The sequence below is a fragment of the Tabrizicola sp. genome (genome assembly GCF_051645465.1).
Lineage (GTDB): Bacteria > Pseudomonadota > Alphaproteobacteria > Rhodobacterales > Rhodobacteraceae > Tabrizicola.
This window is the reverse complement of record NZ_JBOFBI010000299.1, coordinates 24450-32258: the sequence shown is the minus strand read 5'-3', so window position 1 is coordinate 32258 and position 7809 is coordinate 24450. Positions and strand designations below refer to the sequence as shown.

9 protein-coding genes, 1 tRNA gene and 1 pseudogene are annotated in these 7809 nt (G+C 63.3%); 7 read left to right on the top strand and 4 right to left on the bottom strand.

Annotation, left to right across the window (positions count from 1 at the left end):
- Positions 1 to 155: pseudogene (locus ACRCSW_RS19415) on the bottom strand (lipoyl(octanoyl) transferase LipB); the annotation flags it as partial.
- Complete coding sequence (gene soxR / locus ACRCSW_RS19410; RefSeq protein WP_438707297.1) at positions 148 to 606, bottom strand: redox-sensitive transcriptional activator SoxR; 459 nt, start codon at positions 604 to 606, stop codon at positions 148 to 150. The pseudogene ACRCSW_RS19415 and the gene soxR, both read right to left, overlap by 8 nt.
- A gap of 98 nt (positions 607 to 704) precedes the next feature.
- Between soxR and ACRCSW_RS19405 the strand changes: the two genes are divergently transcribed.
- On the top strand, positions 705 to 1082 hold the full coding sequence (locus ACRCSW_RS19405; RefSeq protein WP_438707296.1) for a VOC family protein: 378 nt from the start codon (positions 705 to 707) through the stop codon (positions 1080 to 1082).
- A 1-nt stretch (position 1083) separates the two neighbouring features.
- Here ACRCSW_RS19405 and ACRCSW_RS19400 read toward each other — a convergent pair whose 3' ends face one another.
- Entirely contained in the window at positions 1084 to 1698 is a 615-nt protein-coding gene (locus tag ACRCSW_RS19400) for a cytochrome b (protein ID WP_438707295.1), read from the bottom strand.
- A gap of 119 nt (positions 1699 to 1817) precedes the next feature.
- Between ACRCSW_RS19400 and ACRCSW_RS19395 the strand changes: the two genes are divergently transcribed.
- Both ACRCSW_RS19395 and ACRCSW_RS19390 read left to right on the top strand, forming a co-directional pair.
- Positions 1818 to 2291, top strand: a complete 474-nt coding sequence (locus tag ACRCSW_RS19395) for a MarR family winged helix-turn-helix transcriptional regulator (RefSeq protein ID WP_438707294.1) — start codon at positions 1818 to 1820, stop codon at positions 2289 to 2291.
- A gap of 64 nt (positions 2292 to 2355) precedes the next feature.
- Positions 2356 to 2442: transfer RNA gene (locus ACRCSW_RS19390), tRNA-Leu, on the top strand.
- A gap of 136 nt (positions 2443 to 2578) precedes the next feature.
- Here ACRCSW_RS19390 and ACRCSW_RS19385 read toward each other — a convergent pair.
- Positions 2579 to 3358: a LytTR family DNA-binding domain-containing protein gene (locus tag ACRCSW_RS19385; RefSeq protein WP_438707293.1), complete on the bottom strand. Its 780-nt coding sequence runs from the start codon at positions 3356 to 3358 to the stop codon at positions 2579 to 2581.
- Between the two features lie 120 nt (positions 3359 to 3478).
- Here ACRCSW_RS19385 and ACRCSW_RS19380 point away from each other — a divergent pair, with 120 nt between their 5' ends.
- From ACRCSW_RS19380 to ACRCSW_RS19365, 4 genes are all read left to right on the top strand, one after another.
- On the top strand, positions 3479 to 3973 hold the full coding sequence (locus tag ACRCSW_RS19380; RefSeq protein ID WP_438707292.1) for a DUF2306 domain-containing protein: 495 nt from the start codon (positions 3479 to 3481) through the stop codon (positions 3971 to 3973).
- Between the two features lie 295 nt (positions 3974 to 4268).
- Positions 4269 to 5369, top strand: a complete 1101-nt coding sequence (locus ACRCSW_RS19375) for an ABC transporter ATP-binding protein (RefSeq protein ID WP_438707291.1) — start codon at positions 4269 to 4271, stop codon at positions 5367 to 5369.
- A gap of 54 nt (positions 5370 to 5423) precedes the next feature.
- Positions 5424 to 6497 (top strand): ABC transporter substrate-binding protein, encoded by a 1074-nt coding sequence (locus ACRCSW_RS19370; protein WP_438707290.1) that lies wholly within the window; start codon positions 5424 to 5426, stop codon positions 6495 to 6497.
- Positions 6498 to 6551: 54 nt separating this feature from the next.
- A complete protein-coding gene (locus ACRCSW_RS19365) occupies positions 6552 to 7805 on the top strand; it encodes an ABC transporter permease (protein WP_438707289.1) in 1254 nt (417 codons plus the stop codon).
- Positions 7806 to 7809 lie beyond the last annotated feature (4 nt).

Below are 7809 nucleotides of genomic sequence, written 5' to 3'. Positions count from 1 at the left end.
TTGGCCGAGGTTCCGGCGGTGTAGAGCGGCGGGTGTTCCAGAAGCCAGATCGCCTCATCCGCCTCGCCACGGGCGATCGCCTCGGCCCGCGCTTCCATGGCGGCAAGCGTCTCGGCGTAGGGGGCGAGCCCGGGGATGTGGGTCCATTCAACCATCGGTGTCCTCGGGGCCGTCGCCCATCAGGTAGCGCGGGCCGATGCCCTTGCGGGCGGCCCGGTCAGCGGGGTTATAGAGGCTGCATTTGTCGAGGGACAGACAGCCGCAGCCGATGCAGCCGTCAAGCTTGTCGGAAAGCTGCTGGAGCGCTGCGATGCGCTGGTCGATCTGGATGCGGAAGCCGGTCGCGATCCGTTCCCAGTCCTGCCGGTCCGGGGCGCGGTCGGCGGGCAGGGCGGCGAGATGGCGGGCGATCTCGGCCAGGGGAAAACCGAGCCGCTGGGCGATCAGCGCAAAGGAGAGGCGGCGGAGGTCGGCCTTGCCATAGCGCCGGTGGCCACCCTGGTTGCGGAGCGGCAGGACGATGCCGTGGGTTTCGTAAAAGCGGATGGCCGACACGGCGAGGCCGGAGCGGTCGGCAAGGTCGCCGATGGTCAGGCCCTGGGGCATGGCGCGATTCCCCTTGATCTCAAGTTAACTTGAGAAATTACACAGGGATTCGGCATTGGCAATGGCGCGCGGAAGGTCGCGGCCGGAAGGAGGACGAGATGACAAGACTTGAACACGTGAATATCACGGTGGCGGACCCGGATGCGCTGGCTGCGACGCTATGTGAGCTTTTCGACTGGAAGGTCCGCTGGTCCGGCGCGGCGATGGGCAACGGACGGTCGGTGCATGTGGGGGACGGTTCGTCCTATGTGGCGCTTTACAGTCCGGGTAAGACCGAGTCGCCGAGGGAAGACAACTACGGCAGGCAAGGCGGGCTCAATCACATCGGCGTTGTCGTGGACGACCTCGACGCCACCGAGGAGCGGGTCAAGCGGGCGGGATTCGTGCCGGGGAACCATGCGGACTATGAGCCGGGCCGACGGTTCTACTTCCAGGAGACGAACGGGGTCGAGATCGAGGTCGTGTCTTACGGCTGACCTATGGCTTCCTTTCGTTTTTCCTCAGCGCGATGCGTGGCAGAAGATCGATGCGGTCGCGCCGCCAATGCTTGACCACGGCCAGAACGTGGACAGCGACGAGGGCCAGGAGGCCATAGGTAATCCAGGCATGGATTGTGCTGGCAAGGGGATCAAGCGTCAGGCCGAATAGCTGCTCTCGAACGGGAAAGACCTGCGGCATCGCTACACCGAACCATGAGACGCCGTGGCCGCCGAAGTCGGTCAGCGCCCAGCCTGTCACCAGGCCGAACAGGATCAGGACATAGAGCCCCATATGCCCCATCAGGGCCAGACGACGCTCGCTCTGGTGGATCGCCGACGGAAGTTCGGGAACCTGAGATAGCCACCGCGCGCAAAGCCGGATGGCCAGAAGGGCTATGAGCGTGACGCCGACCGACTTGTGCAGGTCGTAAAGGGTCTCCTGCGCGGGAGAGTCGGATGGCATTTGGTTCCGCATCCAATACCCTGAGGCCCACATGAAGAGGAAGCAGACCGCCATGAGCCAATGCGTCCACCTGACAAGGACATGGTAGCGGGCGGTGGTTCCGGCGGTTTCCGGTGCTTTGCTGGCGATCGGACGATTGGCGTCGAGCATGGCGGTCTCCTCTCTAGAGGTTGACAAGCGGCCTGGAGGCTTTCAGGGATTCTCAGGCAAGGGAACGATAATCGTTTACAACGATATTCGTTATTAACATTTACTTGAGGAGGAATGGAGTGGACCCGTTCAAGACACCCGAACTGGTGGTGGCGGAGACCGGTACGTTCGTCCCGGAGCAGCAAGCCTATCTGAACCTGATCCGGACGGCCCAGGTTCTGAGCCAGATGGTGACCGACCTTCTGGATCCGCATGGCCTTTCGGGTAAACAATACAACGCCTTGCGTGCCATCCGCCGCGGGGGCCCAGGCGGGTTGCCCGTCTCGCGCATCGGCGAGCAGATGACTGACCCCAGGGCAGACGTGACCCGGCTGCTCGACCGGCTGGAGCGCGATGGCCTGCTGGCCCGCGCGAACGATCGGCAGGATCGTCGGGTCGTTCGGGTCGCGCTGACCGAGCGTGGAGAGGCGCTTCTGGCCGAGCTTGATGAACCGATGATTGCACTTCACAAGCGGCAGTTGGGGCACATGACTGCGGACGAGCTGCGTGTCCTTGACGGCCTGCTGCGTAAATCCCGCGGAGAGCCGGGCTGACAAAATGCCCCTTTTCTTCCTGCGCGACTGCCGCTAGATAGCTGGCGTCCGAGCCGGACCACGTGCGGATGTGGCGGAATTGGTAGACGCGCAGCGTTGAGGTCGCTGTTCCTTAACCGGAGTGAAAGTTCGAGTCTTTTCATCCGCACCATGGTCCGACGGGCAAAGCAAAGGGCGCGGGGGCAAAACCCTCGCGCCCTTCGCCTTTGTGGTGACGTGATCCTTGATCGCGGCCGGTGTTTCGGGGTGGCGCGTGAGACCCGTGATTTGCGTCCACTCCAAGGCCTTCACGACCGCCCGGCCTTGCGCGACGGCAAGAGGCCCGCGTCCTGCACAACCTTTGTCCCCGACCGGCTGACCGGAATTTCCGTGCCGTTCCGCATCACGATAACCGCCGCATCGCCGCGTTTGTCGACCCGTGCGATCTGGTCGCGCGCCACCCAGTGCGCCCGGTGCACCTGCAGCCCTGCCACGCCAGCGGTCTCGCGGATCGCATCGCCAAGCCGCATCAGCAGCATCTCGCGTCCTTTTGTCGTCACCACGTCGACGTAGTGATCTTGCGCCGAAAGGGACACGAGTGCCCCGCGCTTTTCCAGCGGCAGCCTGTCCAGGATTGCTGGCGTCCGAGCTTCTGCAGGCGGGTGCTCTGCCTCGGCCACTGCGCCGACCGTTTCCATCGCCGCCGACACGGCCAGCACGATGAGAAAGCTGGAGGCCACCTCGCTGAATGTATCCGGCCACATGCCGACGCCACCGTTCAGCAAAATGAGGAGCGGGGTGACGGCCAGGCTCATGGCCAGAACCGAGAGCGCGCCACGCAGCACCGGCGCTCTCTCTCGCATCACGAAGTGGACCAGGCCGCTTACGAAAAACCCCACCCCATAGGTGGCCACGACAACCGCCACCCAATAGCCCAGTCGCCCAAGGAAGGGGATGCGCTGCAGCGCCTCAAACGGCCCGGCAACGGCGAGTACGACCGCGATTCCCGCCAGCGCCGCGACCACGACGGGGCGACGGAAATGCGCCCGCAGTTCACGTAGCGCGAATGGCAAAGGGTGGTCGGTCACGAAGCGGATCCGTCGTTCACGAAAGGCCGGTTGATCGGAGGGCACGGCCCGGCAATTGGACCGGGCGTAACATGCTGGAAAGCCGCCGCAAAGCGGGCTGACATTACGAGGAGACTTACATTGACGCTGACGCCCCTGTTGGACGCCCCGCCCATCATCCAGCTGCATGTTGCCGCTGCTTTGCTTGCTGTGTTGCTGGGGCCGATCGTTTTGCTAAGGCGCAGTCGGGATGTCTGGCACCGCGTTCTGGGTCGCGTCTGGGTGTTGGCCATGGCGCTGACTGCTGTAAGTTCGTTCTGGATCAACGAGACCCGCACAATCGGGCCGTTCTCGGTAATTCATGTGCTTTCGGTGCTGACGCTTTTAGGTCTTTGGGACGGTGTCCGCCATGCCCGCGCTGGCCGGACTGCAGCGCATAGCAGCATGATGCGGACGCTTTACGTCTTTGGCATCATCGTTCCGGGCCTGTTCACCCTGGCACCCGACCGCCGCATGGGCATGGTCTTGTTCCCCGATCAGGGTTGGGCGGGGTTCGCCTTGGTTGCGAGTGTCATCGTGCCAGTCATTCTGGTTGTTTTGGTGCGGCAGAGACGGGGCCGTCGGACGGCGCCCTGACAGGAGATCTGCATCGGCACCACGGTCTGACGGGCAAAGCGCAGGGCGCGGGAACGAAACCCCCTCGCCCCCTTCGCCTTTGTGGTGCCAACGCCGCAGGAGCTTTGGAAACCTTCCCGGCATCGCCCGATATTCCGCCCAATCGACTTCTCAGAGGCCGCTTTCCTGCCCGATTTTCCCGCAAATGGGGATTGTCGGGTCCTTGGGCGAAATAGCATTGCAATGGCGCGGGCGTTTCGGTTTAGTCGGACTTCAACAGAAGGCGCAAAGCGCCCGAGCCATCAGGGAGACACGGGTGACGGTTGAGCCCCGAAACGACGCCTTCGTCGCGTTTGAGCATGTTCAGAAAAGTTATGACGGCGTCAGTCTGGTCGTGAAGGACCTGAACCTTTCGATTGCGAAGGGTGAGTTTCTGACCATGCTCGGGCCCTCGGGGTCGGGCAAGACGACCTGTCTGATGATGCTCGCGGGGTTCGAGACCGCGACCCATGGCGAGATCAGGCTCGATGGCAAGCCGATCAACCAGGTCCCGCCGCACAAGCGCGGGATCGGGATGGTGTTCCAGAACTATGCGCTCTTCCCGCACATGACAGTGGGCGAGAATCTGGCCTTTCCACTGGAAGTTCGCGGCATGGGCAAGTCCGAGCGCGATGCGAAGATCAAGCGGGCTTTGGACATGGTGCAGATGGGCGCCTTCGCGAACCGCCGCCCGGCCCAGCTTTCGGGTGGCCAGCAGCAGCGGATCGCCCTGGCGCGGGCTTTGGTTTTTGACCCGAAGCTTGTGCTGATGGACGAGCCTCTGGGTGCGTTGGACAAGCAGCTGCGGGAGCATATGCAGTTCGAGATCAAGCATCTGCATGAATCGCTGGGGATCACGGTCGTCTACGTCACCCACGATCAGGGCGAGGCGCTGACGATGTCCGACCGGATTGCTGTCTTCAACGATGGCCGCATCCAGCAGCTTGCGCCCCCGTCCGACCTTTATGAACGGCCCGACAACAGCTTCGTCGCCCAGTTCATCGGCGAGAACAACAAGCTCCTCGGCGTGATCGAGCAGCTGAACGGCGACAAGGCGCTGGTGCGTCTGACGACCGGGGAACTCATCGACGCCACTGCCGTTCAGGCGCGGGAGAAGGGCGGGCAGACGCTGGTCTCGATCCGCCCCGAACGGGTGGAGTTCAAGCCCGAGATGATGCCCGCGGGCGCCCACACGATCGACGCCGAGGTGATCGAGGTCATCTATATGGGCGACATCCTGCGCGCGGTCCTGAAAGTCGCGGGGTCTGACGACTTCGTGATGAAGATGCGCAACACGCTGGGGCAGACTAAGCTGGAGCCCGGCCAGAAGATCAAGGTGGGCTGGCATCCCCAGGATGCCCGCGCGCTGGACCCTTGATGAAGGGCCGGGCAACCGGCCAGTGACCAGTAAACCGAAACAGGGAGTGATAACATGAAGAAGACCCTCATCCTTACGACCGCTCTGGTCAGCTTCGCCTTTGCGGCGAATGCTGACGTGACGGTCATGTCCTGGGGCGGCGCCTACGGCGAAGCCCAGACGGAAGCCCATGTGAAGCCTTGGGCAGCGGCGACCGGAAATGCGGCTGTCATGGTCGACAGCGACAACCCGGCCCCGGCGATCAAGGCGATGGTCGAAGCGGGGAACGTCACCGTTGACGTCGCTTCGGTCGAATATGCCGACGCGATCCGCCTGTGCGACGAAGGCATGCTTGAGCCGATCGATGCGTCCACCCTGCCGGCTGGCACCGATGGCACGCCCGCGACCGAGGATTTCCTTCCCGGTGCGGTCACTGAGTGCGGTGTCTCGACCGACATCTGGTCGAACGTATTCGCCTATGACAGCTCGAAGCTGACGGGCGACAACGTACCGAAGACTGCCGCCGACTTCTTCGATCTGACGAAATTCCCCGGCAAGCGCGGCCTGAAGAAGGGCGCCAAGGCCGTTCTGGAATTCGCGCTGATCGCCGATGGCGTTCCGGTCGGCGAAATCTACGCGGTCCTAGACACGCCGGAAGGCGTGGACCGTGCCTTCGCCAAGCTCGACACGATCAAGTCGGAAGTTGTCTGGTGGGAAGCGGGTGCCCAGCCGCCGCAGCTTCTGGCGGACGGCGAAGTGGTCATGACCACCGCCTATAACGGCCGTATCTTCAACGCGGCGATCGGCGAAGGTAAACCGTTCACCATCGTGTGGGACGGCCAGATCTACGAGAACGAAATGTACGTCGTGCCGAAGGGCGCGCCGAACAAGGATCTGGCGATGGAGTTCATCAAGTACGCGACCTCGACCGAGGGGCTGCGCGCGCAGGCGCAGAACATCTCGTATGGTCCGGCCCGCAAGTCCTCGATGAAGGAAGAGCTGATCTTCAAGGATGGCAAGACCGTGATGGCGCCGCACCTGCCGACGGCTCCGGAAAACCTTGGGAATGCGCTGGAAACCTCGGCCACGTTCTGGGTCGACCATGACGCAGAGCTGAACGAGCGCTTCCAGGCCTGGCTGTCGCAGTAATCAAGACCGGCCGGGCGCGGTGTTCGCGCCCGGCCCCTTACCGTCGAGGCAGGCATGGCCGAGGCCACCCCCGAACTTCTCAAAACGGCTGACGGCCGACCGCTGAAGGCAGCCCTGGCCGCAGCCCAGGTCCGTGCCAAGCGCCGCGCGTTCCTTCTGGTGCTGCCGCTCCTGCTTTTCGTCCTGCTGACGTTTCTGGTGCCCATCGGCTATATGCTGAAGCGGTCCTTCGAGCATGACGGTTTCGCGAACTCGGCCCCGGCGCTGGTCGCCTGGTTCCAGGAGAACCGTGGCTTCGACCCCGCCAACCCACCGGAAGCGGCCTATGCAGCACTGGTGCAGGACCTGGCCCGGATGCAGGAACAGCGGACAACCGGCATCGCGGGCACCCGCATCAACTATTCCGTCCCCGGTACGATCTCGCTTTTCAAGGGCGGGGCCCGTGCGGCCAAGGACCTGCAGCCGCCCTACAAGGAGGCGCTGATCGCGGTGGACGCCGAATGGGCCATGCCCGCGCTTTGGCGCGGGATGGCCTCGGCAAGCCACGTCTACACGGCCGAGTTCTACAAGGTCGCCTCGGACATGAAGCTTGGCGATGATGGCTGGGCACGGGGCGAGGACAACGAGCGGATCTACCTCTACCTCTTCTTCAAGACCTTCCTGATCTCGGGCCTCATCACGGTGATCTGCCTTCTGCTGGCCTTTCCGGTCTCGCATCTGCTGGCGACGCTGCCGATGTCGAAGTCCTCGCTGCTGATGATACTTGTCCTCTTGCCGTTCTGGACTTCGCTTCTTGTCCGCACGTCGGCCTGGATCGCGCTTCTGCAGGAGCAGGGGGTGGTCAACGACCTGCTGGTCGGCCTTGGCCTGATCAGCGACGGGGGCCGGCTGTCGATGATGTACAACATGACCGGCACGATCGTCGCGATGACGCATGTGCTTTTGCCGTTCATGATCCTGCCGCTCTATTCAGTGATGCGGGTTATCCCGCCGTCATACGCCCGCGCCGCCCGGTCCCTCGGCGCAACGAGCTGGACCACGTTCCGCCGGGTCTATCTGCCGCAGACCCTGCCCGGAATCGCCGCTGGCTCGCTTCTCGTCTTCATCCTGGCGGTGGGCTACTACATCACCCCGGCACTGGTCGGCGGGGCAGATGGCCAGCTGATTTCCAACCTGATCAGCTTCCACATGACGAAGTCGAACTGGTCATTGGCCGCCGCCATCGCCGCGATGCTGCTGGTCGCGATCCTGATGCTGTACTGGCTTTATGACCGGCTGATCGGCATCGACCGGCTGAAGCTCGGGTAAGGAG

Excerpts from the sequence above, each read along its gene's own strand:
- soxR (WP_438707297.1), bottom strand. The coding sequence starts at position 606 with ATGCCCCAGGGCCTGACCATCGGCGACCTTGCCGACCGCTCCGGCCTC.
- ACRCSW_RS19405 (WP_438707296.1), top strand. The coding sequence starts at position 705 with ATGACAAGACTTGAACACGTGAATATCACGGTGGCGGACCCGGATGCG.
- ACRCSW_RS19400 (WP_438707295.1), bottom strand. The coding sequence starts at position 1,698 with ATGCTCGACGCCAATCGTCCGATCGCCAGCAAAGCACCGGAAACCGCC.
- ACRCSW_RS19370 (WP_438707290.1), top strand. The coding sequence starts at position 5,424 with ATGAAGAAGACCCTCATCCTTACGACCGCTCTGGTCAGCTTCGCCTTT.
- ACRCSW_RS19365 (WP_438707289.1), top strand. The coding sequence starts at position 6,552 with ATGGCCGAGGCCACCCCCGAACTTCTCAAAACGGCTGACGGCCGACCG.